The 23,204-nt window shown below is 60.4% G+C and carries 27 protein-coding genes; 17 read left to right on the forward strand and 10 right to left on the reverse strand.

Features of this window, described 5'->3' with window-relative positions:
* The first annotated feature begins 131 nt into the window (after positions 1–131).
* Both HMPREF3138_RS15950 and HMPREF3138_RS15955 read left to right on the forward strand, forming a co-directional pair.
* Positions 132–716 carry a nucleotidyltransferase family protein gene (locus HMPREF3138_RS15950; RefSeq protein WP_038879264.1) on the forward strand — a complete coding sequence of 195 codons (585 nt, stop codon included), beginning with the start codon at positions 132–134 and terminating at the stop codon, positions 714–716.
* An 8-nt stretch (positions 717–724) separates the two neighbouring features.
* Positions 725–1,777 carry an XdhC family protein gene (locus tag HMPREF3138_RS15955; protein ID WP_038879267.1) on the forward strand — a complete coding sequence of 351 codons (1,053 nt, stop codon included), beginning with the start codon at positions 725–727 and terminating at the stop codon, positions 1,775–1,777.
* Here HMPREF3138_RS15955 and HMPREF3138_RS15960 read toward each other — a convergent pair.
* Positions 1,701–2,567 (reverse strand): helix-turn-helix domain-containing protein, encoded by an 867-nt coding sequence (locus HMPREF3138_RS15960; RefSeq protein WP_038879270.1) that lies wholly within the window; start codon positions 2,565–2,567, stop codon positions 1,701–1,703. The two genes, HMPREF3138_RS15955 and HMPREF3138_RS15960, sit on opposite strands and share 77 nt — an antisense overlap.
* A gap of 150 nt (positions 2,568–2,717) precedes the next feature.
* The gene (gene fumA, locus HMPREF3138_RS15965; RefSeq protein ID WP_004937467.1) at positions 2,718–4,364 is read right to left on the reverse strand and encodes a class I fumarate hydratase FumA; all 1,647 of its coding nucleotides are present in this window, start codon (positions 4,362–4,364) and stop codon (positions 2,718–2,720) included.
* Between the two features lie 372 nt (positions 4,365–4,736).
* Here fumA and HMPREF3138_RS15970 point away from each other — a divergent pair, with 372 nt between their 5' ends.
* The 6 genes from HMPREF3138_RS15970 to ruvX all read left to right on the forward strand — a co-directional run bounded on the left by HMPREF3138_RS15970 (position 4,737) and on the right by ruvX (position 8,939).
* On the forward strand, positions 4,737–5,249 hold the full coding sequence (locus HMPREF3138_RS15970) for a SprT family zinc-dependent metalloprotease (RefSeq protein ID WP_038879273.1): 513 nt from the start codon (positions 4,737–4,739) through the stop codon (positions 5,247–5,249).
* Between the two features lie 101 nt (positions 5,250–5,350).
* On the forward strand, positions 5,351–6,046 hold the full coding sequence (gene endA / locus HMPREF3138_RS15975) for a deoxyribonuclease I (RefSeq protein WP_038879275.1): 696 nt from the start codon (positions 5,351–5,353) through the stop codon (positions 6,044–6,046).
* A gap of 69 nt (positions 6,047–6,115) precedes the next feature.
* Positions 6,116–6,847 carry a 16S rRNA (uracil(1498)-N(3))-methyltransferase gene (gene rsmE / locus HMPREF3138_RS15980; RefSeq protein WP_033635938.1) on the forward strand — a complete coding sequence of 244 codons (732 nt, stop codon included), beginning with the start codon at positions 6,116–6,118 and terminating at the stop codon, positions 6,845–6,847.
* Positions 6,848–6,857: 10 nt separating this feature from the next.
* Positions 6,858–7,808, forward strand: a complete 951-nt coding sequence (gshB, locus tag HMPREF3138_RS15985; RefSeq protein ID WP_038879277.1) for a glutathione synthase — start codon at positions 6,858–6,860, stop codon at positions 7,806–7,808.
* Between the two features lie 145 nt (positions 7,809–7,953).
* Complete coding sequence (locus HMPREF3138_RS15990) at positions 7,954–8,517, forward strand: YqgE/AlgH family protein (protein ID WP_033635940.1); 564 nt, start codon at positions 7,954–7,956, stop codon at positions 8,515–8,517.
* A complete protein-coding gene (ruvX, locus tag HMPREF3138_RS15995; RefSeq protein ID WP_015379046.1) occupies positions 8,517–8,939 on the forward strand; it encodes a Holliday junction resolvase RuvX in 423 nt (140 codons plus the stop codon). The genes HMPREF3138_RS15990 and ruvX overlap by 1 nt, the downstream gene beginning before the upstream one ends.
* Here the strand turns inward: ruvX and HMPREF3138_RS16000 are convergent.
* Complete coding sequence (locus HMPREF3138_RS16000; RefSeq protein ID WP_038879280.1) at positions 8,936–9,958, reverse strand: type IV pilus twitching motility protein PilT; 1,023 nt, start codon at positions 9,956–9,958, stop codon at positions 8,936–8,938. The two genes, ruvX and HMPREF3138_RS16000, sit on opposite strands and share 4 nt — an antisense overlap.
* A gap of 20 nt (positions 9,959–9,978) precedes the next feature.
* Between HMPREF3138_RS16000 and HMPREF3138_RS16005 the strand changes: the two genes are divergently transcribed.
* The 6 genes from HMPREF3138_RS16005 to hemW are packed head-to-tail and all read left to right on the forward strand — an operon-like array spanning position 9,979 to position 14,146.
* On the forward strand, positions 9,979–10,686 hold the full coding sequence (locus tag HMPREF3138_RS16005) for a YggS family pyridoxal phosphate-dependent enzyme (protein ID WP_038879282.1): 708 nt from the start codon (positions 9,979–9,981) through the stop codon (positions 10,684–10,686).
* A 19-nt stretch (positions 10,687–10,705) separates the two neighbouring features.
* Positions 10,706–11,527 carry a pyrroline-5-carboxylate reductase gene (gene proC, locus HMPREF3138_RS16010; RefSeq protein ID WP_038879285.1) on the forward strand — a complete coding sequence of 274 codons (822 nt, stop codon included), beginning with the start codon at positions 10,706–10,708 and terminating at the stop codon, positions 11,525–11,527.
* Between the two features lie 31 nt (positions 11,528–11,558).
* Positions 11,559–12,113, forward strand: a complete 555-nt coding sequence (locus tag HMPREF3138_RS16015; RefSeq protein WP_033635944.1) for a YggT family protein — start codon at positions 11,559–11,561, stop codon at positions 12,111–12,113.
* Positions 12,110–12,400 (forward strand): DUF167 family protein YggU, encoded by a 291-nt coding sequence (yggU, locus tag HMPREF3138_RS16020; protein WP_033649585.1) that lies wholly within the window; start codon positions 12,110–12,112, stop codon positions 12,398–12,400. The genes HMPREF3138_RS16015 and yggU overlap by 4 nt, the downstream gene beginning before the upstream one ends.
* 17 nt (positions 12,401–12,417) lie before the next feature.
* A complete protein-coding gene (locus tag HMPREF3138_RS16025) occupies positions 12,418–13,011 on the forward strand; it encodes an XTP/dITP diphosphatase (protein WP_038879287.1) in 594 nt (197 codons plus the stop codon).
* Entirely contained in the window at positions 13,004–14,146 is a 1,143-nt protein-coding gene (hemW, locus tag HMPREF3138_RS16030) for a radical SAM family heme chaperone HemW (protein WP_038879290.1), read from the forward strand. Before HMPREF3138_RS16025 ends, hemW begins: the two co-directional genes overlap by 8 nt.
* A gap of 36 nt (positions 14,147–14,182) precedes the next feature.
* On the opposite strand, the gene HMPREF3138_RS16035 is transcribed toward hemW, so the two are convergent.
* The 6 genes from HMPREF3138_RS16035 to trmB all read right to left on the reverse strand — a co-directional run bounded on the left by HMPREF3138_RS16035 (position 14,183) and on the right by trmB (position 17,570).
* Positions 14,183–14,431, reverse strand: a complete 249-nt coding sequence (locus HMPREF3138_RS16035; RefSeq protein ID WP_038879292.1) for a DUF2442 domain-containing protein — start codon at positions 14,429–14,431, stop codon at positions 14,183–14,185.
* Complete coding sequence (locus tag HMPREF3138_RS16040; protein ID WP_004937418.1) at positions 14,415–14,657, reverse strand: DUF4160 domain-containing protein; 243 nt, start codon at positions 14,655–14,657, stop codon at positions 14,415–14,417. Before HMPREF3138_RS16040 ends, HMPREF3138_RS16035 begins: the two co-directional genes overlap by 17 nt.
* A 95-nt stretch (positions 14,658–14,752) precedes the next feature.
* Positions 14,753–15,475 carry a YggN family protein gene (locus HMPREF3138_RS16045; protein ID WP_038879295.1) on the reverse strand — a complete coding sequence of 241 codons (723 nt, stop codon included), beginning with the start codon at positions 15,473–15,475 and terminating at the stop codon, positions 14,753–14,755.
* Between the two features lie 30 nt (positions 15,476–15,505).
* Positions 15,506–16,429, reverse strand: coding sequence for a glutaminase B (gene glsB, locus HMPREF3138_RS16050; RefSeq protein ID WP_038879768.1), 924 nt, complete (start codon positions 16,427–16,429; stop codon positions 15,506–15,508).
* A 95-nt stretch (positions 16,430–16,524) separates the two neighbouring features.
* Entirely contained in the window at positions 16,525–16,851 is a 327-nt protein-coding gene (locus tag HMPREF3138_RS16055; RefSeq protein WP_019456098.1) for a YggL family protein, read from the reverse strand.
* The gene (gene trmB / locus HMPREF3138_RS16060) at positions 16,851–17,570 is read right to left on the reverse strand and encodes a tRNA (guanosine(46)-N7)-methyltransferase TrmB (RefSeq protein WP_004937410.1); all 720 of its coding nucleotides are present in this window, start codon (positions 17,568–17,570) and stop codon (positions 16,851–16,853) included. The genes HMPREF3138_RS16055 and trmB overlap by 1 nt, the downstream gene beginning before the upstream one ends.
* Before the next feature lie 177 nt (positions 17,571–17,747).
* On the opposite strand from trmB, the gene mutY reads away from it, so the two are divergent.
* The 3 genes from mutY to mltC all read left to right on the forward strand — a co-directional run bounded on the left by mutY (position 17,748) and on the right by mltC (position 20,257).
* Positions 17,748–18,848 carry an A/G-specific adenine glycosylase gene (gene mutY / locus HMPREF3138_RS16065; protein WP_223294895.1) on the forward strand — a complete coding sequence of 367 codons (1,101 nt, stop codon included), beginning with the start codon at positions 17,748–17,750 and terminating at the stop codon, positions 18,846–18,848.
* Positions 18,845–19,117 carry an oxidative damage protection protein gene (locus tag HMPREF3138_RS16070; protein ID WP_004937404.1) on the forward strand — a complete coding sequence of 91 codons (273 nt, stop codon included), beginning with the start codon at positions 18,845–18,847 and terminating at the stop codon, positions 19,115–19,117. The genes mutY and HMPREF3138_RS16070 overlap by 4 nt, the downstream gene beginning before the upstream one ends.
* A 63-nt stretch (positions 19,118–19,180) precedes the next feature.
* Positions 19,181–20,257: a membrane-bound lytic murein transglycosylase MltC gene (gene mltC, locus HMPREF3138_RS16075; protein ID WP_033644661.1), complete on the forward strand. Its 1,077-nt coding sequence runs from the start codon at positions 19,181–19,183 to the stop codon at positions 20,255–20,257.
* Positions 20,258–20,307: 50 nt separating this feature from the next.
* Here mltC and speF read toward each other — a convergent pair whose 3' ends face one another.
* Complete coding sequence (speF, locus tag HMPREF3138_RS16080; protein WP_038879770.1) at positions 20,308–22,473, reverse strand: ornithine decarboxylase SpeF; 2,166 nt, start codon at positions 22,471–22,473, stop codon at positions 20,308–20,310.
* Between the last annotated feature and the right edge of the window lie 731 nt (positions 22,474–23,204).

A 23,204-nucleotide genomic window follows, 5' to 3' on the forward strand; every position in this document is an offset into this window, starting at 1 on the left:
GACGTCATAAGCATATGCTTATAACTAAAATTATGTGATGATTAACAGGATGTTTTCAACAAAAAAACATTTGCAAAACACAGGTAGTTTGTAGGCTAATAAATAATTTGCGCAAACGCGGACTTCCAAACATGACCACGGGCATTGTCATTACCGCCGCCGGACGCGGGGAGCGCTTTATTCAGGCCGGCGGCCAGGGCAACAAATTGAACGCTGGATTTGCCGATGCGGCGGGCGAACGGCGATCGCTGTTCGAACACACCCTGCGCCAGGCATTGGCCTCCGGCCTGCCGGTACAGGTGGTGACCCGGCCGGATAATCTGCCAGTGCTGGCAGCCTGCGCCGCCAACCAGGTGCCGGTCACCCTGCTCGCCAGCGCGGGTCTTGGCGACTCGATAGCCGCAGGCGTTGCGGCCACGCCACACTGGCGGGGCTGGCTGATCCACCTGGCCGATATGCCGTTCGTCGGTGCCGAGGTTTTCCGGCAGGTGGCGGATGCCTTACGGCAGCACGCGATCGTGCGCCCCAGCTATGCGCAACAGCCCGGTCATCCAGTCGGCTTTTCCGCCCTATTGCGCAAACCACTTTGCCAACTGCGCGGCGATAATGGCGCGCGTGAACTGCTGCAAGGCGCGGCAGTGCACCTGCTGCCGCTTGAGCACCCCGGCGTCGTGCAAGATATTGATCTTCCATCGCAACTCCCGGCCAACGAGTAAACCCACCTATGCAACATCTTGATGTCACCGTGATCAGCCAGGCGATAAGCTGGCTGCAGCAACAGCCGGTCTGGTTATGCACCGTGCTCAGTACCTACGGCTCTTCGCCGCGGTCGCCGGGCGCGCTGATGGCGGCGACCCGCGACGGCCGCTACAGCGGTTCGCTGTCGGGCGGCTGCGTGGAGGAGGATTTTTTGCGTCGCGTGGCCGCCGGGGAGTATCAGGCGGCCAGCCAAGTGATCCGTTACGGCGAAGGCGGCATGACGCCTAACGTGGCGCTGCCCTGCGGCGGCGTGCTGGACGTGCTGATCGAATACCTGCCGGCGGGTGAAGGCAGCATCGCTTACCTACGACGCATCGCCGGCGCGCTGGAAGGGCATCACGCGTTGATCAAACGCCTGACGCTGCCCAACGCCTGCCACAGTCTCGAGCAAAGCCACTTCACCAGCGCCACGCAGGTCGAACGCCGGCTCGAGCAGATCACCCTGCACATCGCGGCCGCGCCGCGCCTGCTGATCGCCGGGCTGTCCAGCGTGGCGCTGTACTGTGCCGATTTCGCCATGGCGCTGGGGTTTGAGGTGCTGGTGTGCGAGAACCGCCCGGAGGCACTGGATAACTTTGCCGCCGAACTGAAGCCGGGCATGACGTTGCTGCGCCAGTTTCCAGCCAAATTTATTGAGGATGGGGGTTGCCACGCCAATACCGCCGTCGTGGCGCTGACCCACGATCCGCGCATGGACGACTTGACGCTGATGGAAGCGATCCACACTCCGGCATTTTACATTGGGGCCATGGGATCGCTCCGAAACAGCGCGCGGCGGCGCCAGCGTTTGCAGCAGATTGCCGAATTCACGCCGCAGGAGCTGGAACGCATCCATGCGCCGATCGGCCTGCCGCTGGGCAGCAAAACCCCGGCGGAGATCGCCCTGGCGGTGATGGCGGCAATCGTGCAGCAAAAAAACCGGCTGCCGGCCACCGACGGGATCAATGCAACGGCACCACCGGCACCAGATGCTGCAGCTCCAGATGCAGTTCCTCTTTCCCGCTCAGCGAATAGCTGAACACCGTAATATCCGGCCCGTCACCGCGGGCCAGCCCCATTTCGGGCAACACCTGCGTGTAGATCTGAATAATGTGGTCGTTGAGCGCCACCGGCTTGCCGGAATAGCGAAAACGACAAAACTCGCCGTGGATCTCCGGCAGCGGCTCCAGCACCACGCCTTCGCGTAGCGGGTATTCCGTCGTCACGCCCAGGGTATAATCGACCCTGACCCGCTCGCCGTCCGGCACCAGCTGGGTAAACGAATAGGTTTGCGTCGGGCGCTCGCCCAACAAGGTATAGAATTGCCCCCGCAGCGCGCTGCGCTGTGGCAGGTGCGACTTGTCCAGCTTCTCGATATCCAGGTGATAAGCGTACTGCTTGCCGTGAAAGACATATTGCCCCCGGGCGATGCTGACGCGCTCAACCTGAATATCGCCGGGCTGGCTGGCCGCCAGCGAACGCACCAGATTGCTGAAGTCCTGCTTGCGGGCATGGCGATACACGCTGGGCGATTCGGCAAAGTGTTTCTTGAAACAGCGCGAAAACGTCTGCTGGTTGTCGAACTGATATTCGACCGAGATATCGAGGATGCTCTTCTGCGTGAAACGCAAGGCGAAGGCGGCAAGGTAGAGGCGGCGAGCGCGGATGTACGAGGCTAACGATAATCCGGTCTGCTTTTTGAACATGCGCTGCAGGTACCATTTCGTATAGCCTGATTTGGCGGCAACGATATCCAACGACAGCGGATTGGTCAGGTTATCTTCAATCCAGACCAGCAATTCCTTGATATGACTTTCCTGCGTTCCCATGTGCTTGCCGAACCTTCTGTTGCCGATATTCCATTAGTCGAGTTTTAGTGCTATCCGCGTAGGGTATACAGGTTAAAACTCGACGTCCAGCAGGCTACAGGACTTTACACAATCCCCTTCACCGCCCGTAGACGGTGAAGGGGGCCGCGCTTATTTCAGGCAGCTGGAGCACTGACCGGCCTGGATCTTCTGGAAGAAGTCATTGCCTTTGTCATCCACCAGGATAAACGCCGGGAAATCCTCCACTTCGATTTTCCAGATCGCTTCCATGCCCAGCTCAGGATACTCCACGCACTCCAGGCTCTTGATGCTCTGCTGTGCCAGCACCGCCGCCGGGCCGCCGATGCTGCCGAGATAGAAGCCGCCGTGCTTGTGGCAGGCATCCGTCACCTGCTGGCTACGGTTGCCTTTCGCCAGCATAATCATGCTGCCGCCGTGGGATTGCAGCAGATCGACGTAAGAGTCCATACGCCCGGCGGTGGTTGGCCCCAGCGAACCGGACGCGTAGCCCTCCGGCGTTTTGGCCGGGCCGGCGTAGTAGATCGGGTGATCCTTGACGTACTGCGGCAGGCCTTCACCACGATCCAGACGCTCTTTCAGCTTGGCGTGCGCGATATCGCGGCCGACGATGATGGTGCCGCTCAGCGACAGGCGGGTGGAAACCGGATACTGCGACAGCTGCTTGAGGATCTCTGCCATCGGGCGGTTGAGATCGACTTTGATCGCCTCGCCTTCCCCGGCCTGGCGCAACTCCTGAGGAATGAATTTACCCGGGTTGTGCTCCAGTTTTTCCAGCCAGATGCCGTCGCGGTTGATCTTGCCTTTGATGTTGCGGTCCGCCGAGCAGGAGACGCCCATGCCGACCGGGCAGGACGCGCCGTGGCGCGGCAGGCGCACCACGCGGATATCGTGCGCGAAGTATTTGCCGCCGAACTGCGCGCCCAGCCCCAGGTTCTGCGCTTCTTGCAGCAGCTCCGCTTCGAGCTCCAGATCGCGGAACGCCTGGCCATGCTCGTTGCCTTCGGTCGGCAGGCCATCGTAATACTTGGTCGAGGCCAGCTTGACGGTTTTCAGCGTCGCTTCCGCCGAGGTGCCGCCGATGACGAACGCCACGTGGTACGGCGGGCAAGCCGCGGTGCCCAACGTGCGCATCTTGTCGACCAGGTAGTTTTTCAGTTTGCCCGGCGACAGCAGCGCCTTGGTTTCCTGATACAGATAGGTTTTGTTGGCGGAACCGCCGCCCTTGGCGATGCACAGGAACTTGTACTCTTCGCCGTCCACGCTGTAGAGATCGATCTGCGCCGGCAGGTTGCTACCGGTGTTGACCTCTTTGTACATATCCAGCGCGGCGTTCTGCGAATAGCGCAGGTTCTCTTCGATGTAGGTGTTGTACACCCCGCGCGACAACGCTTCTTCATCGCCGCCGCCGGTCCAGACGCGCTGGCCCTTTTTGCCGACGATGATCGCCGTGCCGGTGTCCTGGCAGGTCGGTAAAATACCCTTGGCGGCGATTTCTGAGTTACGCAGAAATTGCAGCGCAACGTACTTGTCATTTTCGCTGGCGTCCGGATCTTTGAGGATATCGGCCACCTGCTGCTGGTGCGCCGGGCGCAGCATGAACGACGCGTCGTGGAACGCATGCTGGGCAAGCAGGGTTAACGCTTCAGGGGCAACTTTCAGAATTTCCTGGCCTTCGAATTCGCTCACGGAAACGTGGTCGCGGCTCAGCAGGTAGTATTCGGTATCGTCTTTCTTCAGCGGGAACGGATCTTGATAGTGGAACGGTTTATTCGACATTGATCTCTCACTTGCAACATCAGCTGCGTTAAATTCACACTTGCGGCGCACGGCTCGGCGCCTTGTCAAAAAACTGCCTCCACCTTACGTATTTTTAATCAGTCAGTTATTGCGCCAAATCGCAAAATAACTGCTCTTTGCGTAAGGGATTACCACAGGCGGCGTTTCAACCTTGTTCGGTGAGAACTGCGGGTACAGGCTCATCATGCACGCTTTATTATCCCGCAGTTAACACATTGATTACAATCCATCGACGGCGATCGTCTTATCAATGTGGCGAAAAACCGGCGCACAGCGCCAAGAAAGCGCCGGATGCGGATTTAGGCCGGGGCATATTGTCAGCCGCCGCGCCATTGCTTAAGCTAGGCCGCAATGAACAAACCAAGAATCCCCATCGCGCTGCAGCAAGCGGTGATGCGCTGCCTGCGAGAAAAGCTGCAGTTGGCACGCCGGCATTTTGCCGTCGAGTTCCCCGAACCCAGCATCGTCTATCAGCAACGCGGCACCAGCGCGGGCACCGCCTGGCTGCAAAGCTGGGAAATCCGTCTGAACCCGGTGCTGCTGCTGGAAAACCAACAGCCGTTTATCGATGAAGTGGTGCCGCACGAGCTGGCGCACCTGCTGGTGTTTCGCCAATTCGGCCAGGTGGCGCCGCACGGCCGCGAATGGCGCTGGATGATGGAAAGCGTACTGCTGACCCCCGCCAGCCGCACTCACCGTTTCGAAACCGCCTCGGTGCAAAGCAAAACCTTCCCCTACCGCTGCGGCTGCGGGCAGCACCAGCTCACCATCCGCCGCCATAACCGCGTGCTGCGCGGCGAAAGCGAATACCTCTGCCGCCGGTGCGGCGAAAAACTGAAATTTCTCGCTACCGAGAACCTTTAGTTAAACGATTTATACGTTAAAACAAGCAAATATCGCCATTTGCCACTGCCGGCAAGTTCCGCTACCCTGCCTGCTTTTCCAATTTTGAGCTGTTTTGGAATATGCTTCGCAGAATTTTGTTTATGGCGGTTTTCGCCGCAGGCGCCGTACAGGCGCACGGCATCAATAATTTTTCTCAGGCCAAGGCGGCGGCGGCCAAGATTAACCAGGATGCGCCGGGCAGTTTTTATTGCGGCTGCCGCATCGACTGGCAAGGCAAGAAGGGCATCCCGGATCTCGCTGGCTGCGGCTATCAGGTGCGTAAAAACGCCCAACGCGCGCAGCGCATTGAATGGGAACACGTGGTGCCGGCCTGGCAGTTCGGCCACCAGCTGCAGTGCTGGCAGGACGGCGGCCGCAAGAACTGCAACAAAGACGCCACCTATCGCCAGATAGAAACCGATCTGCACAACCTGCAGCCGGCGATCGGCGAAGTGAACGGCGACCGCAATAACTTCATGTACAGCCAATGGAACGGCGGTGAAGGCCAATATGGGCAATGCCCGATGAAGGTGGACTTCAAGAATAAACAGGCGGAGCCACCCGCCCGCGCCCGCGGCGCCATCGCCCGCACCTACTTCTACATGCGCGATCGCTACCAGCTGCGGCTGTCACGCCAGCAAACCCAACTGTTCGAGGTGTGGAACCGGCAATATCCGGTGAGCCAATGGGAATGTCAGCGTGAAGCACGTATCGCCAAGGTTCAGGGCAACCACAACCCCTATATTCAACAGGCTTGTCAGCAGCGGAAAAGCTAACCTACTATAGCCTTTATCTTTCATGGCGCCGCCAACCCGCGGCGCCGTTTCGTCAGGATCAGACTACCCATGCGCATACCCCGCATTTACCATCCGCAGCCGTTGACCGATCGGGCGGAGATCGCCCTGAGCGAAGACGCCGCCAACCACGTCGGCCGCGTGCTGCGCATGAGCGCCGGCCAGGCGCTGCAGCTGTTCGACGGCAGCAACCAGGTGTTCGACGCCGAGATAGTTCGGGTGGACAAAAAGAGCGTGCTGGTGCGCCTCGGCGACGGCCGCGTGGATGACATCGAATCGCCGCTCAACCTGCATCTGGGCCAGGTGATCTCGCGCGGCGAGAAGATGGAGTTCACCATTCAGAAGTCCATCGAGCTGGGCGTCAACGTCATTACCCCGCTGTTTTCCGAGCGCTGCGGCGTCAAACTGGACGGCGAGCGTCTGGCGAAGAAAATCCAGCAATGGCAAAAGATCGCCATCGCCGCCTGCGAACAGTGCGGCCGTAACCGCATTCCCGAAATCCGCGAGGCGATGTCGCTGGAAGCCTGGTGCGCCGAGCAGGACGGCAGCCTGAAGCTCAACCTGCATCCGCGCGCCAGCCACAGCATCAACACGCTGCCGCAGCCGGTAGACCGCGTCCGCCTGCTGATCGGCCCGGAAGGCGGTTTGTCCGCCGACGAAATCGCCATGACCACCAACCACGGATTTACTGATATTCTGCTGGGGCCACGCGTGCTGCGTACCGAAACCACAGCGCTCACCGCCATTACCGCTCTGCAGGTCCGCTTCGGCGACCTGGGTTAAAGGAGAAAAGATGATTAAGCTCGGCATCGTGATGGATCCTATCGATTCCATCAACATCAAGAAAGACACCAGCTTCGCCATGCTGCTCGAAGCGCAGCGCCGCGGTTACGAACTGCACTACATGGAGATGAACGATCTCTATCTGCACGCCGGTGACGGGCGCGCCCGCACCCGCCTGCTGAGCGTGAAGGAAGACAAGGAGAACTGGTTCAGCTTTGGCAACGAGCAGGACTTGGCGCTGCACGATCTGGACGTGATCCTGATGCGCAAGGATCCGCCGTTCGATACCGAATACATCTACGCGACCTACATTCTGGAACGCGCCGAAGTCAAAGGCACGCTGGTGGTCAACAAGCCGCAAAGCCTGCGCGACTGCAACGAAAAGCTGTTCACCGCCTGGTTCCCAGAGCTGACGCCGGACACGCTGGTCAGCCGCAGCGCCGCGCACATTCGCAAATTCCACCAGCAGCACGGCGACGTCATCCTGAAACCGCTGGACGGCATGGGCGGCGCGTCTATCTTCCGCGTGAAGCAGGACGATCCTAACCTGTCGGTGATCATCGAAACCCTGACCGAACACGGCAGCCGTTTCTGCATGGCGCAGAACTTCCTGCCGGCGATCAAGGACGGTGACAAACGCATCCTGGTCGTCGACGGCGAGCCGGTGCCTTACTGCCTGGCGCGCATTCCGGCGCAAGGCGAGACCCGTGGCAACCTGGCGGCCGGCGGCCGTGGCGAAGCGCGCCCGCTGAGCGAGAGCGACTGGAAAATCGCCCGCGCCGTCGCCCCGACGCTGAAAGAGAAAGGGCTGATCTTCGTCGGCCTGGACGTGATCGGCGATCGCCTGACCGAAATCAACGTGACCAGCCCAACCTGCGCGCGCGAAATTGAGGCGGCATTCCCTATCTCGATTACCGGCATGCTGATGGACGCGATTGAAAAGCGCCTGGCGGCGAAGTAATGCGTCATGCGGGCGGCCTGCCGCCCGCTATCCTGCATCGCGCCCGCCAAAGCACGCCTTTGCAAGCGGCTTGAAAGGCAGCGGGTATAGCCGCATACTGGCGGCTGTTTATTTTCTCACCCATTGATTACCTTATACTAACGCCATGAATTTACAGCACCATTTTCTGATCGCCATGCCCACCCTGCAGGATCCGCGCTTCAAGCGCTCGGTGATTTACGTCTGCGAGCACAACGAAGAAGGCGCCATGGGTTTGGTGATCAATAAACCGGTGGAGCAGTTCACGGTAGCCACGGTACTGAGCAAGCTGAAGATCATGCCGCCTGCGCGCGATCCGGCCATCAGCCTGGACAAGCCGGTGTTCGCCGGCGGCCCGCTGGCGGACGATCGCGGATTTATCCTGCATACGCCGCGCCACGGCTTCGGTGCCAGCATTCAAATTTCCCCCAACACCATGATCACCACCTCGAAAGACGTGCTGGAAACGCTCGGCACCCCGGAACAACCGGACGACGTACTGGTGGCGCTGGGTTATGCGGGTTGGGAAAAGGGCCAGCTGGAGCAGGAAGTGTTGGAGAACGCCTGGCTGACCATCGAAGCCAACACCGACATTCTCTTCCGCACGCCGATCGCCAGCCGTTGGCGCGAGGCGGGGAACCTTCTGGGCATCGACATTCGCAGCATCGCCAACCACGCAGGACACGCCTGATGAGCAACCGCACCATTATCGCCTTCGATTTCGGCACCAAAAGCATCGGCGCAGCCGTCGGCCAGGAGTTGACCGGCAGCGCCCGCGCCCTGCCGGCCTTCAAAGCGCAGGACGGCTCGCCGGACTGGCTGAAAATCGAAAAGCTGTTGAAAGAGTGGCAGCCGGATCTGGTGGTGGTCGGTCTGCCGCTGAACATGGACGGCACCGAGCAACCGGTGACCGCCCAGGCGCGCAAGTTCGCCAACCGCCTGCACGGCCGCTTCGGCATCCAGATCGATCTGCATGACGAGCGCCTGAGCACCGTGGAAGCGCGAGCCAACCTGTTCGACCGCGGCGGCTTCCGCGCGCTCGACAAAGGCAGCGTGGATTCCGCCTCTGCGGTGGTGATCCTCGAAAGCTGGTTCGAACGGCAGCTGGGTTAATCCCCCGCCCCTTCGCCAACACAATCCCCCAACACGCCGGCGTCGATCCGCTGCTGCAAGCCTTGCTCAAAGGTTTGCATGCCGGACTGCGCGCCGGTTTGCAACACGCTCGCCAACTGATGGGTTTTTCCTTCGCGGATCAGGTTGCTGACCGCCGCCGTCGCCGTCAGCACCTCAAAGATCGCCACTCGCCCGCCGCCGGGCCGCCGCATCAGCTTTTGCGCGATCACCGCCTGCAGGCTGCCGGCCAACTGGGCACGCACATAGGTTTTCTCTTCCGCCGGAAACACGTCCACCAACCTTTCCACCGCCTGCGGCGCGCTGCGGGTGTGCAACGTCGCCAGCACCAGATGGCCGGTCTCCGCCGCAGTGAGCGCCAACCGAATGGTGGCGATATCGCGCAGCTCACCCAGCAGGATCACATCCGGATCTTCGCGCAGCGCGGCGCGCAACGCCGCATCGAAGCTGTGGCTGTCGCGGCCGATCTCCCGCTGCTGAATCAGCGATCGCCGGCTGCGGTGCAGGAATTCGATCGGATCTTCCAGCGTTAAAATGTGCCGCGGCTGGTGCCGGTTGATCTCGTCGATCATCGCCGCCAGCGTGGTGGACTTGCCGCTGCCGGTGGCGCCGGTGACCAGGAGAAGCCCGTCGTCGCGCCGCAGCAGTGCCGGGACGATGGCCGGCAGCGCCAGCTCGGCAAGCGAAGGCGCCTGCCCGGCGATGCGCCGCAATGCGAGAGACATCCCCGCGCTTTGCTGAAAAACGTTGGCTCGCAGCCGCTCCCCACCCGGCCTGTGCAGCGCCAGATCGATCTGCCCCAGCCGCCGCAGGCTCTCGCGCTGCTGCGCATTCAGCAATCCGTCACAGAGGGTCTGCACGCCTTGCGCCGTCAGCGTTGGCGCCGCCGCCAGCGGCTGCAGTTCACCGTCGATGCGCAACATCGGCGGATGACCGGCACAAAGGTGCAGATCGGAAGCATTATGCTTTACACTAAGGGCCACGAATTCATCGATATCCATATCACTCTCCCGGGTCAATAATGAGCACTATCCAACAGAACCTGCAGGATGTCAGAAACCGCATCGCGGCCGCCGCGCAAAACTGCGCGCGGGCGCCAGAAGAAGTTGCCCTGCTTGCAGTCAGCAAAACCAAACCTGTGGCGGCGATCGAAGAAGCCATCGCCGCCGGCCAGCGCGCCTTCGGCGAGAACTACGTGCAGGAAGGGGTAGACAAGATCCGGCATTTCGCCGAATCGCCGCAGGGCGGCGAGTTGGTGTGGCACTTTATCGGCCCGCTGCAATCCAATAAGAGTCGGCTGGTGGCGGAACACTTCGCCTGGTGCCATACCGTGGATCGGCTGCGCATCGCCCAGCGCCTGAGCGATCAGCGCCCGGCCGACATGCCGCCGCTCAACGTGCTGATTCAAATCAACATCAGCGATGAGCAGAGTAAATCCGGCATCGCGTTGAGCGAACTGCCGGCGTTAGCCGAGGCAATCGCCGCGCTGCCGAACTTGACGCTGCGCGGCCTGATGGCCATCCCGGCGCCGGAAGCGGATTACCAGCGGCAGCTGGCGGTATTCAACCAGATGAACGACGCCTTTCTCGCCCTGCGTCAGCGTTATCCGCAGGTCGATACGCTGTCGATGGGCATGACGGACGACATGGCGGCGGCGATCGCCGCTGGCAGCACCCTGGTGCGCATCGGCACCGCAATTTTTGGCGCCCGCGACTACTCGCAGGCCTGACAAACAGACGAGGGATTTGATGCAACATCGCAAGATTACCTTTATCGGCGCCGGCAACATGGCGCGTGCAATCATCGCCGGCCTGGTGGCGGGCGGTTATCCAGCCAAATCCATCAGCGTCTGCGCCCCTTCGGCGAAAAACCGTGACGCGCTGGCGGCGGACTATGGCATCGTCAGCAGCGGCGACAACGCCGCCTGCGCGCGCGAGGCCGACGTAGTCGTGCTGGCGGTCAAACCGCAGCTGATGGCCGACGTGTGTCAGCCGCTGCGCGAACAGGTCGATTTCAGCGGCAAACTGGTGCTGTCGATCGCCGCCGGTATTCAGGTCAACCGTTTCTATCAGCTGCTCGGCGACAAGCTGAACATCGTGCGCATCATGCCCAACACCCCGTCGCTGGTTGGCAAGGGCATGAGCGGATTGTACGCACCGGAGCAGGTCAGCCAGCAGGATCGCGACTACACCGGCGATTTAATGACGTCGGTCGGTAAAGTTTGCTGGGTCGGTGACGAAAATGGCATCAACGGCGTGATCGCCGCTGCGGGCAGCGCCCCGGCCTATTTCTTCCTGTTTATGGAGGCGATGCAGAAAGAGGCCGAACGCATGGGCTTCGACAGCCAGACCGCGCGCGATCTGGTGCAACAGGCCGCTTCCGGTGCCGCCGCGCTGGTTGAAGCCAACCCGAATACGCCGCTGGGCACGCTGCGCGAGCAGGTGACCTCCAAAGGCGGTACCACCGCCGAAGCGCTGCGAGTGCTCAACGAACGCCAGCTGCCGGAAACCGTGGCGCAAGCGATGCAGGCCGCCGTTTCCCGTGCGCAAGAGATGGAAAAATTATTTTAAATAACCAAGAGTTAAGGAGAAGGACCACTTCATGCTAACGCTGACTTTCCTGGTCAAGACCGTTATTGATCTGTACGTGATGGTGCTGTTGCTGCGCATTTGGATGCAATGGACGCGCACCGATTTTTACAACCCGTTCTCGCAGTTTGTGGTGAAGATCACCCAACCGGTCGTCGGCCCGCTGCGCCGTATTATCCCGTCGCTGGGGCCTATCGACAGCGCTTCGCTGTTGCTGGCGTTCCTGCTGATGACCATCAAGTATCCGCTGCTGCTGCTGATCCAGGGTGGCGCGATGTCGCTCAGCCCGTATAACCTGCTGTTCGGCCTGATCTCGCTGGTGAAATCCGCCGGCTACCTGATCTTCTGGGTGATGATCATTCGTGCGCTGATGAGCTGGATCAGTCAGGGCCGCAGCCCGATCGACTACGTGATGTACCAGCTGACCGAACCCTTGATGGCGCCGATCCGTCGCATCATCCCGGCGATGGGCGGCATCGACTTTTCCGCCATGGTGGTGATCCTGATCCTCTATCTGATCAACTACCTGGGCATGGATCTGTTCGGCGAGATCTGGTTCCTGCTGTGAGTGCAGTCACTCCCGTGCTGGACGGGCTGGCGATCAGGCTATATATTCAGCCGAAAGCCAGCCGCGACCAAATTATCGGCTTGCATGGCGACGAACTGAAAGTCGCCATCACCGCCCCGCCGGTCGACGGCCAAGCCAACGCCCATCTGATCAAGTTTATCGCCAAGCAGTTCAAAGTGGCGAAAAGCAGCGTCACCATCGAGAAAGGCGAACTGGGGCGGCATAAACAGTTACGCATCGTGAATCCGCAACAGATCCCCGCCGTGGTCGCGGCGCTCATCGAATAATTTTCAAGGTAGTCATTATGCAAAAAGTCGTTCTTGCCACCGGTAACCCGGGCAAAGTGCGCGAACTCGCCGACCTGTTGGCCGATTTCGGCCTGGACGTGGTCGCGCAAACCGATCTGGGCGTGGAATCCGCCGAAGAAACTGGCCTGACATTTATTGAGAACGCCATTCTGAAAGCGCGCCATGCGGCGCAGGTCACCGGCCTGCCGGCGATCGCCGACGACTCCGGCCTGGCGGTCGACGCGCTGGGCGGCGCGCCGGGCATCTACTCCGCACGCTATGCCGGTGAAGACGCCGACGATCGGCAGAACCTCGATAAGCTGCTGGCGGCGCTGAAAGGCGTAGCGCCGGGCCGGCGCGGCGCGCAATTCCACTGCGTGCTGGTCTATCTGCGCCATGCGGAAGATCCGACGCCGCTGGTGTTCCACGGCAGCTGGGCCGGTGAGATCACCGAGCAGGCCGCCGGCGAAGGCGGCTTCGGTTACGATCCTGTCTTCTACGTGCCGGAGCTGGGCCGCACCGCCGCCGAGCTGAGCCGCGACGAGAAGCGGGCGATTTCGCACCGCGGCAAGGCGCTGAAGCTGATGTTGGAAGCCATGCGCAATGCTTAAGCTGCCCCCGCTGAGTCTCTACATTCACATCCCGTGGTGCGTGCAGAAATGCCCGTACTGCGACTTCAACTCCCATGCGCTGAAGGGTGACGTGCCGCATCAGGAGTATGTCGATCATCTGTTGGCGGATCTGGATGCCGACCTGCCGCTGGCCGGCGGCCGGGAGATAAGCACCATCTTCATCGGCGGCGGCACCCCCAGCCTGCTGAGCGCCGAGGCGATGCAAGCCTTGCTGGACGGCGTGCGTGCGCGCATTCGCGTCGCCGACGACGCCGAAATCACCATGGAGGCCAACCCCGGCACCGTGGAGGCCGATCGCTTCAGCGGCTACCAGCGCGCCGGCGTCAACCGCATCTCCATCGGGGTGCAAAGCTTCAGCGCCGAGAAGCTGACCCGCTTAGGGCGCATCCACGGCCCGGAAGAGGCCAAGCGTGCGGCAACGCTGGCGACCGGCCTCGGCCTGCGCAGCTTCAACCTCGATCTGATGCACGGCCTGCCAGATCAGTCGCTGGAAGAGGCGCTGGACGATCTGCGCCAGGCTGTCGCTCTCAATCCGCCTCACCTGTCGTGGTATCAGTTGACCATCGAGCCGAACACCCTGTTCAGCTCGCGCCCGCCGGTTTTGCCGGACGACGACGCGCTGTGGGATATCTTCGAACGCGGCCACCAGCTGCTGAGCGCCGCCGGCTATCAGCAGTATGAAACTTCGGCCTATGCCAAACCGGGCTACCAATGCCAGCACAACCTCAACTACTGGCGCTTCGGCGACTATCTGGGGATCGGCTGCGGCGCGCACGGCAAGGTGACCTTCAGCGACGGGCGCATCCTGCGCACCGCCAAGACCAAGCACCCGCGCGGCTTTATGCGCGGCGACTACATGGACAAGCAGCATGAGGTGGCGGCGGCGGATCGGCCGTTCGAGTTCTTCATGAACCGCTTCCGCCTGCTGGAAGCTGCGCCGCGCGCCGACTTCGTCAATTACACCGGGTTGGCGGAAAGCGTCATTCGCCCGCAGCTGGACGAAGCGCTGGCCAAAGGCTATCTGGAAGAAACCGCGGAGCACTGGCAAATCACCGAGAAGGGCAAGCTGTTCCTCAACTCGCTGCTGGAACTGTTCCTGGCGGACGACGAGTAAAAAAAAAGCGCTGAATAATCAGTGCTTTTTTCATGTTCAGGCGGCATTATGAGGGCGGTGCGTCACGTCGCCACGCCCCTTCAGCAGTCCGTCAACGGAAACATCCTCGTCCAACGCGTCCCAATGGATGCCGCGAGCGCTGAGCTCATACCCCGCCCGCTGTTCTTCCGTCGCGTTCAACAAACGGGGAAACCAGGCCAGCGGCACGCCAATAATTCTGGCGTCACTCAGTTCGACCCACATCGTCGTATCGTCAAAGCTGACGCGTTTAGCCGAAATACTCATGCCAAGCCTCCAAAAACAATGCCTGATAGGTATCAACCAGACCAGCCAACTCTTTTAGCGTTCTGGCGTTAAAGCCATCATTACGCGCCAACTGCACGCCAGGAACCAACCAAAATTTCGCTTCAGCCTCAGCGTCTCTGATATGAACATGCGGCGGCTCAAGCGGGTCACCCTCATTCGAATAAAAAAAGAACCTATAGCCTTTATAACGGAATATCACTGGCATCAATGCAAAATCCTTTTGCCGATTGATTATAGTTTAGCCAGTTTCTCAGATAGCCGTCGTGAGGTCAAAGAACGCACGGCGGCTATGCCTATCCGTTACTTCAACGCCTTCAGCAGATCCTTGCGCTGGGTTTCCAGTGCGGTGACGCGGTTGCACACGTCGTGCCCGAAGTTCTGGAAGTCCTGCTCCTGGTTGTTCCATTCGTTCTGGATCGCCTTCTGCAAGCCGCCCAGGTTGCCCATGATCGCCTGCAGCGGGTTGCCGCCGCTGTTGGCGGCCTGTTTAACGCCCATCTCGTTCAGGCTGTCCTGCAGCACGCCGCCCATGCTCTGCTGCACGATATTGCGGCCGTCCTGCTCCACCTGGTCTATCGCCTTATGGTGGAAGGTCAGGCCGTCGCTGCGGTGTTCGATGATGCGGTTCATCTGCTGTTTCAGCTGGCCGTTCAGGGTGGTCAGCCGGTTGCGCACGTTGCTGTTGCTGCCCAACTCTTTGACGATCACCTTATCCAACGCCGCGCGCGCTTTCTCCAGATGCTTCTGCGCGCCGTCGTCGATCCACGGCAGCTGCTTACGCAGCGCGCTCTGGTAACTGAAGGCTTTCTGCCGCTGGCTGTCGCTCAGGCTCAGCGCCTGGCCGTTGCGGATCACATCGCCATCCGGCGAAATTTGCAGGTCGCCGCTGGCGCCTTTCACCTGCACGCTCTGCGGGCTGATGATCACATCGTCCTGGGGTTTAACGCTGCATTGGTACTCAGCGTGGGCCTGCGCGGCAGTCGCCGCCAGCAGCAGTAAGGCTAACCCGGTTTTCTTCAACATAGCTTCTCCTGACTCCCATCCAGATTGGGACTAAAAAATCGAACGACCGATACGTTGAGACAACAGTTCCAGCGCCGCAGTTCCCGCCAGCGAGTTGCCGGAAGCATCCAGCTCCGGCGACCAGACGACGATCGACAGCTCGCCCGGTACGATGGCCACGATGCCGCCGCCCACGCCGGATTTGCCCGGCAGCCCCACCCGGTAGGCGAATTCGCCGGCGCCGTCGTACATGCCGCAGGTCATCATCAGAGCGTTGATCTGCCGAGCCTGCAGCGGGCTGATCACCGCCTCGCCGTTGAGATTGCGGCCGTGATTGGCCAGATAGACGAAGCTGCGCGCCAGCTCCACGCAGCTCATGCGCAGCGCGCAGTAGTGGAAATAGGTTTGCAGCACGGTGATCACGTCGTTTTCGAAGTTGCCGAACGACTTCATCAGATAGGCGATGGCCGCATTGCGATCGGAGTGTTCGAACTCGGAGCGCGCCACCCGCAGGTCATAGGCCAGGTCGTCTTCGCCGGCCAGCTGGCGCACCATCTCCAGCATGCGCTGTTTGGGGGCGCTGAGCCGGGTTTGCAGCATGTCGCACACCACCAGCGCGCCGGGGTTGATAAACGGATTGCGCGGTTTACCCTGCTCCATCTCCAGCTGCAGCAGCGAGTTGAACGGCAGGCCGGAGGGCTCTTTGCCGACGCGCCGCCAGATCTCAGGCTCCTGATAGCGCGTCAGCGCCAGCGTCAGGCTCAGCACTTTGGAGATCGACTGAATGGAGAAGCGCTCCGCGGCGTCGCCGGCCTGGAACAGTTCGCCGTCCACCGTGCAGACGGCGATCGCCAGCCGATCGGCAGGCACTTCCGCCAACGCCGGGATGTAGTCGGCCACTTTCCCCTGGCCAATCAGCGGGCGCACCTGTTGCAGGATCTCCTCCAGCAACGCGTTATCCAATGTTGTTACCACCTCGGTCACACTCCGGGCAAAACAAAGGCGCCGTTAAGGCACCTTAGATCAATAAAACGGCGCGGCGCGAAGCCGCGCTCATCGGGCAAGCGCGATCAATCCCACCAGATATCGAACAGATCGCTGACCTTAACATCGGTCAGTTTGCGCGCTTCCAGCCAGTTTTTCACCAGCTCGCGCTGCTCGTCGGTGCAGTGGCCGATCTTCTGCAGGCAGATCAGACCTTCCCACTGCAGGTAGCCGCTGCCGTCAAACGCCAGGCCGTTCGGCTCGATCACTTCATCGATGAAGGTATCCAGCGTGCTGTCGATGTCTTCCACCGACGTGCCTTCGGCGAAGCGCCAGGCTACGGAGAAACCCAGCTCCTGAAATTCTTCAATGTGCAACTTTTTACGTAAACGACGACTGCGGTTCTTAGCCATTATTCTTTCCTCTCAAACATCAAGTCCCAAACGCCATGTCCCAGGCGCTGGCCGCGTAATTCAAACTTCGTCAGTGGGCGCGAATCCGGACGCGGCACGTAATCATTATCGCTGGAAAGATTACGGTAGCCTGCGACCCCGTTCATAACCTCTAACATATGTTCCGCATAAGGTTGCCAATCGGTGGCCATGTGGAAGACGCCGCCGGTCTTCAGCTTGCGCAGCACCAGTTCGACAAACGGCGTTTGCACAATGCGGCGCTTGTTGTGGCGCGCCTTGTGCCACGGATCGGGGAAGAACAGCTGCACCATGTCCAGCGAGCCGTCCGGGATCATGTTTTCCAGCACCTCAACCGCGTCGTGGCACATCACGCGCAGGTTGCTCAGCTTCGCCTCGTGGGCATCGGCCAGGCAGGCGCCCACGCCCGGCGAGTGCACTTCGATCCCTAAAAAGTTCTGCTGCGGGTTGTTGCCCGCCATGGTCACCAGCGAGGCGCCCATGCCAAAACCGATCTCCAGCACCGTCGGCGCTTCGCGGCCGAATAGCGCGGCGAGATCGACAGCGTCAGCCTGATACTCCACGCCCATCACCGGCCAATAGTTCTCCAGCGCGTGCTGCTGGCCTTTGGTCAGCCGCCCCTGGCGGCGGACAAAACTGCGGATACGGCGCATCGCGCGGCCGTTCTCATCAAATTCCGGGGAGATGACGTCATTAATCATAGTGCTTTCTGTCTGTTTGGCTGCCAATTAGGGAAACGCGCATTATGCAAAGATACATTGGTTTAGCAAGTGTTCATCTTCTGTACCCGCCGTGCAGCGTCGGAAAGTTCCGGTTTACAGCACCATGACTCTATGCTGCAATCTCGCTTCATTTTCTGCCGGATAACGACGCTGCTCATGATGCAAGCACAACAATTCGCACAGGTGGTGCTTGACTGGTATCAGCGCTACGGTCGCAAGACCCTGCCGTGGCAGCTGGAAAAAACCGCCTATCAAGTATGGCTCTCCGAGGTGATGTTGCAACAGACCCAGGTTGCCACCGTCATTCCTTATTTTCAGCGCTTTATGGCCCGTTTTCCCAACGTGCGCACGCTGGCGGAAGCCCCGCTCGACGAAGTGCTGCATCTGTGGACCGGCCTCGGCTATTACGCCCGCGCCCGCAACCTGCACAAGGCGGCGCAGACCATTGTCGCACAGCACGGCGGCGAGTTCCCGACAACCTTCGCAGAAATCGCCGATTTACCGGGCGTCGGCCGCTCTACCGCCGGCGCGGTGCTGTCGTTGGCGCTGGGCCAACACTATCCGATCCTCGACGGCAACGTGAAGCGCGTGCTGGCCCGCTGCTACGCGGTGGAAGGCTGGCCAGGCAAGAAAGAAGTCGAAAACCGGCTGTGGAAAATCAGCGAAGAGGTCACCCCGGCGCAGGGCGTCGGCCAGTTCAACCAGGCGATGATGGATCTGGGCGCCATGGTCTGCACCCGCTCCAAGCCCAAGTGCGAACTCTGCCCGCTCAACTTCGGCTGCCTGTCTTACGCCAACCACAGCTGGGCCAACTACCCTGGCAAAAAACCCAAGCAGACCCTGCCGGAAAAAACCGCCTACTTCTTATTGTTGCAGCACGGCGACCGGGTGTGGCTGGAGCAACGCCCGGCGGTGGGCCTGTGGGGCGGCCTGTTCTGCTTCCCGCAATTCAGCGCGCGCGTGGATTTGGAACTCTGGCTGCAGCAGCGCGGTCTGAAAAGCAAGCGCCTGGAGCAGCTGACCGCGTTTCGCCACACGTTCAGCCATTTCCACCTCGATATCGTGCCGATGTGGCTGTCGCTCGACGCGGCGGGCAGCGGCATGGATGAGGGCGCGGGTCTCTGGTATAACTTAGCGCAGCCGCCGTCGGTCGGGCTGGCAGCGCCGGTGGATCGCCTGTTGCAACAGCTGGCGAAGCAGCCCCCGATCCAACAAAACTTATATGGCGATAGCGCCATCGATGAGGAATTAGCATGAGCCGCACCATTTTTTGTACTTTCCTGCAGCGCGACGCCGAAGGCCAGGACTTCCAACTTTATCCCGGTGACGTCGGCAAGCGCATCTACAACGAGATCTCCAAGGAAGCCTGGGGCGAGTGGATGAAGAAGCAGACCATGCTGATCAACGAGAAGAAGCTGAACATGATGAACGTGGACGACCGCAAGCTGCTGGAAGAGGAAATGATCAAGTTCCTGTTCGAAGGGCACGACGTACACATCGAAGGCTATACGCCGCCGAGCGAATAACGCTGTTGGGGCCAGGCGCTGGCCCGCTTCAACCCTCTTATACTTCTTCCAAACGGCTTTAAGATGAAGAAAATTTTAGCTTTGCTCGTAATAGCGCCTTTGCTGATCTCCTGTTCCGGCAAAAAAAGTGAAGAAATCAACGAAGCCTGGATTAAAGATACCAACGGCTTCGACATTCTGATGGGCCAATTCGCCCACAACATCGAGAACATCTGGGGTCTGAACGAAGTTCTGATCGCCGGGCCGAAAGACTACGTCAAATATACCGACCAATACCAAACCCGCAGCCACATCAACTTCGACACCGGCGCCATTACCGTCGAGACCATCGCCACCACCGATCCGGCTGCGCACCTGCGCCAGGCGATTATCAGCACGCTGCTGATGGGTGACGATCCGGGTTCTATCGATCTCTATTCCGACGCCAACGATATCCAGATCAGCAAAGAGCCATTCCTGTACGGCCAGGTGCTGGATAACAAGGGCGCGCCGATCCGCTGGGAATGGCGCGCGGCGCACTTCGCCGATTACCTGCTGCAGACCAAGCTGCAAAAACGCACCTCCGGCCTGCACGTGATCTACTCGGTCACCATCCAGCTGGTGCCGAACCACCTGGACAAACGTGCGCACAAATACCTGCCGATGGTGCGCAAGGCGTCGGAAAAATACGGCGTGGATGAGTCGCTGATCCTGGCGATCATGCAGACCGAATCGAGCTTCAACCCGTATGCGGTGAGCGGTTCGGACGCGCTGGGCCTGATGCAGGTGGTGCAGCATACCGCCGGTAAGGATGTGTTCCAGATGCGCGGCAAATGGGGCACCCCGAGCCGCAGCTACCTGTTCGATCCGGAGAACAACATCGACACCGGCACCGCCTATCTGGCGATCCTGCAGAACAACTACCTGGGCGGCATTCAGAACCCGACCTCGCGCCGCTATGCGGTGATCACCGCCTACAACGGCGGCGCGGGCAGCGTGCTGCGGGTGTTCTCCAGCGACAGAACGCGCGCGGTGGGCATCATCAACGGCATGCAGCCGGGCGACGTGTACCAAACGCTGACCACCAAGCACCCGGCCGCCGAGTCGCGCCGCTATCTGGTGAAAGTGAATACCGCGCAGAAGAGCTACCGCAGAAAGTAACGCGTTCCGCGTGGATAAATGAGAAGGGCCGGTGCGAACCGGCCCTTTTTCTATGGCTTGATCATATAGCCGAAGATGCGCTTCCAGCCGTGATCTTTTTTCTCGATATAGACCCCCTGCAGCTCCGGCGAGAAGCCCGGCAGGCGGTTGATGCCCTCTTCCAGCGCAAGGAAGTAACGCTGCACCGCGCCGCCCCACACTTCGCCCGGCACCACGCACAGCACGCCCGGCGGGTACGGCAAGGCCCCTTCCGCCGCGATGCGCCCTTCCGCCTGGCCGATGGGCACCAGCTCGACGTTATCGCGGATAAACTCCACGTTGGCGTCTTGCGGGTTCATCACCACCGGCGGGAAATGATCCTGGCGGAACATCTCCTTTTGCAGCTGTTTGACGTCGAAGCTGACGTACAGATCGTGCATCTCCTGGCACAGCCGGCGAATGCTGTAGCCGCGGTAGCGCTGCTCGTTCTTGCGGTACACCGTCGGCAGCACCACGCTCAGCGGCGCGTCCTCTGCAACATAGCGCTCGAACTGCGCCAGCATCTCCACCAGGTGATCCATCTTGGCCGGGTTTTCCGCCGGGGTCAGCAGGAACAGGATCGAGTTGAGATCGCACTTCTCCGGCACGATGCCGTTCTCACGCAGGAAGTTGGCCAGAATGGTGGCCGGCACGCCGAATTCGGTGTATTGGCCCGTCGCGGCGTCGATGCCCGGCGTGGTTAGCAGCAGCTTGCACGGATCCACCAAATACTGATCCTGGGCATAGCCTTCGAAGCCGTGCCACGTTTCCCCCGGCACGAAGGTGAAGAAGCGCGCGTCGTTGGCGATAAGGTCAGTATCGTGCTCCTGCCAGTCTTTGCCCGCCACCTGCTGCGGAATAAACGGCTTCAGCTGCGAGCAGCGCTTGAGTAGCTGTTTGCGGGTCTCGATGCCCAGCTTGACGCAGTCCATCCACATGCGGCGCCCGGCAGGGCCGGCGTGCATCTTGGCGTTGACGTCCAGCGCGGCGAACAGCGGATAGAACGGGCTGGTCGACGCATGCAGCATAAACGCGTTGTTCAGGTGCTTGTGGTTGCAGTGGCGCTTTTGCCCTTTGATGTGGTCGTCTTTCTTGTGGATCTGCGAGGTCTGCGAGAACCCCGCCTGCTGTTTATGCACCGACTGGGTGACGAAAATGCCCGGATCGTGCTCGTCCAATTCCAGCAGCAGCGGCGAACACTCTTTCAGCATCGGAATAAAGCCTTCGTAGCCCACCCAGGCGGAGTCGAACAGGATGTAGTCGCACAGGTGGCCGATGGTGTCGATCACCTGGCGAGCATTGTAAATCGTACCGTCATAGGTGCCGAGCTGGATGATCGCCAGCCGGAACGGCCGCGCCGCCGCGGCTTTCTCCGGCGCCACTTCGCGGATCTGCTCGCGCAGGTAGCGCTCGTCGAAGCAGTGCGCATCGATGCCGCCGATAAAGCCGAACGGGTTGCGGGCGGTTTCCAGATAGACCGGCGTGGCGCCGGCCTGGATCAGCGCCCCGTGGTGGTTGGATTTGTGGTTGTTGCGATCGAACAGCACCAGATCGCCACGGGTCAGCAGCGCGTTGGTCACCACCTTGTTGGCCGCCGAGGTACCGTTGAGCACGAAGTAGGTTTTATCGGCGTTGAACACCCGCGCCGCGTGCTTTTGCGCATCCTTGGCCGACCCTTCGTGGATCAGCAGATCGCCCAGCTTGACGTCGGCGTTGCACATATCGGAACGGAACAGAGTCTCACCGTAGAAATCGAAGAACTGCCGGCCGGCCGGGTGTTTGCGGAAGAACTCCCCGCCCTGATGCCCCGGGCAGGCGAAGGTCGAATTCTCCATCTCGACGTAGGTCTTCAGCGTTTTGAAGAACGGCGGCAGCAGTGCCTGCTCGTAGGCGTCGGCGGCGGCCTCCAGCTGTGCCATATAGAACGGCTTGCTGGCGCCGGCCAGCAGCGCGAAAACCCCACTGACAAACGGCAGATAGTCCGGCGAGAGATGCTCATCCCCTTCCACCGCCACGAAGGTCGGAATGTCGAACCCCGTCGCCTGCAAGCGCGCCAGAATACCGGCGTTCACGTCGGCGACCGACACCACCACCGCCGCCACGTCGGTGTAGTCCGTCTGCTCTACGCGCACGATCTGGCGCAGCGTCTCAATGGTGGCGACCAGGCTGGCGCTGGTCGCGATTTTCAATTCTTTCATCATGCTGACTCTCAAACGGTGAAGGATGAGGGTGTGCCACCGGCACGGTAATGAGATAACGCGGTTATCCCGGTAAAAGCGATACCCGAGCACGGCAGCATAAGCGACGTGCGTGGCCGGCTCATGATCGGGGATCATCAGGCGGCTATCGGGGGAACTGGTCTTGGCAGCGTCCGACAGGCATCAGTAAAATCAGGGCCGCAGCGCTGGCTTTACGCATGCCTAACAGCGAGCATCAGGCGGCTTTACCGCATGGCCGGCAGGCGTATTCGGGCGGATGAGGTGCGAAGGAGACAACGGCGGAACGGTGGCGGCGTCAGATGTCTGGTGCGCAGCAGCGCTTGAGCAACAAAACCAGTCATGCCAATAACCCTCTGGCTTATAAGAAGCGGGAACACCGTCAGGGAACGGAGAGTGCTAAAATTTGCGCAATGATTGCATGATTCGTTGCGAGGTTCAAGCAAGAATCGCCTTGGTTGAGCGCGCGTTAATTTAACCATAATGCATTGTTATTTAATTAAAAATATATAAAAACCCATCTGAGTGATGGTATAAATACACGTTTTATATGCATATTTATTGAGTGGCGATCCCCTCCCATCCCCCACTCCGCCGGGTTCACTGCCTGAAAATAGAGCAACCGATCGGCTTTGTGACAGAAAGCGATTGACGCCACCCGGCCAATACGGTTTAATGCGCCCCGTTGCCCGGATAGCTCAGTCGGTAGAGCA

It is taken from the genome of Serratia sp. HMSC15F11 (assembly GCF_001808215.1).
GTDB classification, from domain to species: domain Bacteria; phylum Pseudomonadota; class Gammaproteobacteria; order Enterobacterales; family Enterobacteriaceae; genus Serratia; species Serratia nevei.

What these genes read in the sequence shown, in the direction of transcription:
- HMPREF3138_RS15950 (WP_038879264.1), top strand. Translation starts at nt 132, where the DNA reads ATGACCACGGGCATTGTCATTACCGCCGCCGGACGCGGGGAGCGCTTT.
- HMPREF3138_RS15955 (WP_038879267.1), top strand. Translation starts at nt 725, where the DNA reads ATGCAACATCTTGATGTCACCGTGATCAGCCAGGCGATAAGCTGGCTG.
- HMPREF3138_RS15960 (WP_038879270.1), bottom strand. Translation starts at nt 2,567, where the DNA reads ATGGGAACGCAGGAAAGTCATATCAAGGAATTGCTGGTCTGGATTGAA.
- fumA (WP_004937467.1), bottom strand. Translation starts at nt 4,364, where the DNA reads ATGTCGAATAAACCGTTCCACTATCAAGATCCGTTCCCGCTGAAGAAA.
- HMPREF3138_RS15970 (WP_038879273.1), top strand. Translation starts at nt 4,737, where the DNA reads ATGAACAAACCAAGAATCCCCATCGCGCTGCAGCAAGCGGTGATGCGC.
- endA (WP_038879275.1), top strand. Translation starts at nt 5,351, where the DNA reads ATGCTTCGCAGAATTTTGTTTATGGCGGTTTTCGCCGCAGGCGCCGTA.
- rsmE (WP_033635938.1), top strand. Translation starts at nt 6,116, where the DNA reads ATGCGCATACCCCGCATTTACCATCCGCAGCCGTTGACCGATCGGGCG.
- gshB (WP_038879277.1), top strand. Translation starts at nt 6,858, where the DNA reads ATGATTAAGCTCGGCATCGTGATGGATCCTATCGATTCCATCAACATC.
- HMPREF3138_RS15990 (WP_033635940.1), top strand. Translation starts at nt 7,954, where the DNA reads ATGAATTTACAGCACCATTTTCTGATCGCCATGCCCACCCTGCAGGAT.
- ruvX (WP_015379046.1), top strand. Translation starts at nt 8,517, where the DNA reads ATGAGCAACCGCACCATTATCGCCTTCGATTTCGGCACCAAAAGCATC.
- HMPREF3138_RS16000 (WP_038879280.1), bottom strand. Translation starts at nt 9,958, where the DNA reads ATGGATATCGATGAATTCGTGGCCCTTAGTGTAAAGCATAATGCTTCC.
- HMPREF3138_RS16005 (WP_038879282.1), top strand. Translation starts at nt 9,979, where the DNA reads ATGAGCACTATCCAACAGAACCTGCAGGATGTCAGAAACCGCATCGCG.
- proC (WP_038879285.1), top strand. Translation starts at nt 10,706, where the DNA reads ATGCAACATCGCAAGATTACCTTTATCGGCGCCGGCAACATGGCGCGT.
- HMPREF3138_RS16015 (WP_033635944.1), top strand. Translation starts at nt 11,559, where the DNA reads ATGCTAACGCTGACTTTCCTGGTCAAGACCGTTATTGATCTGTACGTG.
- HMPREF3138_RS16025 (WP_038879287.1), top strand. Translation starts at nt 12,418, where the DNA reads ATGCAAAAAGTCGTTCTTGCCACCGGTAACCCGGGCAAAGTGCGCGAA.
- hemW (WP_038879290.1), top strand. Translation starts at nt 13,004, where the DNA reads ATGCTTAAGCTGCCCCCGCTGAGTCTCTACATTCACATCCCGTGGTGC.
- HMPREF3138_RS16035 (WP_038879292.1), bottom strand. Translation starts at nt 14,431, where the DNA reads ATGAGTATTTCGGCTAAACGCGTCAGCTTTGACGATACGACGATGTGG.
- HMPREF3138_RS16040 (WP_004937418.1), bottom strand. Translation starts at nt 14,657, where the DNA reads ATGCCAGTGATATTCCGTTATAAAGGCTATAGGTTCTTTTTTTATTCG.
- HMPREF3138_RS16045 (WP_038879295.1), bottom strand. Translation starts at nt 15,475, where the DNA reads ATGTTGAAGAAAACCGGGTTAGCCTTACTGCTGCTGGCGGCGACTGCC.
- HMPREF3138_RS16055 (WP_019456098.1), bottom strand. Translation starts at nt 16,851, where the DNA reads ATGGCTAAGAACCGCAGTCGTCGTTTACGTAAAAAGTTGCACATTGAA.
- trmB (WP_004937410.1), bottom strand. Translation starts at nt 17,570, where the DNA reads ATGATTAATGACGTCATCTCCCCGGAATTTGATGAGAACGGCCGCGCG.
- mutY (WP_223294895.1), top strand. Translation starts at nt 17,748, where the DNA reads ATGATGCAAGCACAACAATTCGCACAGGTGGTGCTTGACTGGTATCAG.
- HMPREF3138_RS16070 (WP_004937404.1), top strand. Translation starts at nt 18,845, where the DNA reads ATGAGCCGCACCATTTTTTGTACTTTCCTGCAGCGCGACGCCGAAGGC.
- mltC (WP_033644661.1), top strand. Translation starts at nt 19,181, where the DNA reads ATGAAGAAAATTTTAGCTTTGCTCGTAATAGCGCCTTTGCTGATCTCC.
- speF (WP_038879770.1), bottom strand. Translation starts at nt 22,473, where the DNA reads ATGAAAGAATTGAAAATCGCGACCAGCGCCAGCCTGGTCGCCACCATT.